Raw genomic sequence first — 2,139 nt, 5'->3', positions numbered from 1 at the left:
CAGCGGGAAGACGAAATCGCGAGAAACGGTGATCAGTTCCTGCCTGTGCGTTCTGTACGGGTGGGAGTCACTGGATGAAGAGAGGCAGTAGATGATGAAGAGTATTGATAGGATCGCGATCTTCTTCGCGATTCTCCTTGTTTCGGTCTCCGTCGTGCCGGCGTTTGCAGGTTCGCCTGCAGATACCGTGGAGGATCCCCTCTCGCATGCGGAGGCTGATGCCGGAGCGGCCGACAACCTGTTGTCGGATGAGCCTCCTTCGGATCAGACCGGCTCCGGCGATGACTCCTCCGGGGTGGATGAAGGTCCGCCTGACCAGGATATCGTACCTGATGCCGGGGAGGACGATGATACGTCTTCCACGGCGCCGGAGGAAGAAGGAACCTTAACTGGAACGACCACGCCCACGGCCACGGATGTGACAGATCCGGCCGGAAACGACACTACTCTGTCAGAACCCGGGGAGACCCCTACACCCACGCTCTCTCCTGAGGAGACCCCGGTGGTTGACTCTAAGCCTGTGGTGACCGAAGGGCCTGGCCAGGATGACGAGCCGGCTGAGAACACCACAGCAACCAATGAGACCTCTGTATCCACGGTCTCTCCTGAGGAGACCCAGGGGGCTGACCCCGGGCCTGTGGAGACTGCCAGCCCGGATGCTGCTGAGAACACCACGGCACCGCTCCCGACGGACACTATAGATCCCACTCCATCTACCGGCACCGGTGTGGTGGAGAACGAGTCGGTGTCATCCGATACCTTGCCTGAGAACGAAACGGCCGGGGAGTCTGTCTCCCGGGCGGCCGTGCTCTGCGTCTGGGAGCAGCTCGATCCGGCCCTCGGCTGGCTCGACGATGATCCGGTCCAGGCGGGGAGCCAGTTCCTGCCTCCCTGTGCCTACGGTGCGGAAAAGACCGTCCATATCTGCGCGGTTGTTGCCGGGGGCGGCGCGACGCCTGACCTGATTGTGGCCGATGTAGTGTCTCCTGACGGTTCGCCCTTCTCCCGGGTCAACCTGACCCGGCAGGATTCTGGTACGGATGCGCTCGAAGCGGCCTCCATGGCCGGGCTGGTCACCTACGCCCATGGCACGAGCCTTAATGAGGCTGTGCGTGCCCTGGAAGAGACTGGCGCAGCGGTCTATGCGGGCGAACTTGACCTCCTCTTTTCCCAGGCGCCCGGCGACTACCATGTCTCGGTGCAGGTCCTGTCCAAAGAGGGGAGCTCGGTAGAGCCACTAGCCAGCATCTTCACCTATCTTCCGACCGCGTCCTTCGAGATCGACTTTTCGACGGTCGACTACGGGACCGTCGAACCGGGGGAGAACGCCTGGGTCGAGGGTGACGCCGACTTCGGGACAGCAGAGAGACCGACGGTGCGCAACACCGGCAACGTGCCGATCCGCATCACTGTCGTCCAGGACAACATGGGGCTTGGTGTGCCCGTCTCCTACATGGCAAAACTTGGCAACAGCGGCACCCCGGTCGCCTTTGGGGCGATGGAAGAGGTGACGCTCCCCGGTGTCCTGCCGGTGAACGAGACGGCATCGATCTCGCTCGCCCTCCGGGTTCCTTCCGGCGGCGAGGGTACACCGGGCGGCAGGCTCCAGGTTAGCTGTGTCCCCCATCAGGGGGAGCACTGAACCTGAACTCTTCTTTTTTTCCCGGGAGCACTCCGGGTTCTGCCCGGCGCTGGCAAAGATCCTGGACGATCTGGAGCTGATTGGTCTCCAGGACAACCCCAGGGAAGTGATCACCACGATCCGGGGGTTTGTATGGCAAACCCGAGAGAGTTTGCCGCGCTGACGTATGCCGGTACTAACCCGGTTGAGGTGCATGGGGTGGCTGGGTGAGGAGGGGTTTTCCCACCTACCACCCATACAAATCCGCAAGGCCCGGGACGGTGAGAGCAGAATGGGGGAAAAGTGCTTGAATGATGTGTACGAATGCGCTGGCGCGGAACGGGTAGAAGAGCCACTGATTACATCTTTCCTTCTTGGGAGGGGTCAGATGCCTGTATGATGGTCCCGGGAAATTCTCGGAGATTTCTGGTAATTTTGAGAAACGGGTCCTGGAATAACTCTAAGAATTATGCTTATATTCCCAAAAGAAGTGGGCTCGCTGAGATTCGAACTCAGGA

At 60.7% G+C, this 2,139-nt stretch carries 1 protein-coding gene; it reads left to right on the top strand.

Translation table 11 applies throughout. The features are described from left to right. Positions 1–91: 91 nt before the first annotated feature. A complete protein-coding gene (locus tag BP858_RS01155; protein WP_286878607.1) occupies positions 92–1,642 on the top strand; it encodes a hypothetical protein in 1,551 nt (516 codons plus the stop codon). The last annotated feature ends 497 nt before the right edge of the window (positions 1,643–2,139 follow it).

Source organism: Methanoculleus sp. UBA413 (assembly GCF_002502935.1).
Classification (GTDB): Archaea; Halobacteriota; Methanomicrobia; order Methanomicrobiales; family Methanoculleaceae; genus Methanoculleus; species Methanoculleus bourgensis.
The sequence above is the reverse complement of the archived record's forward strand: the minus strand, read 5'-3'. Positions and strand labels throughout refer to the sequence as shown.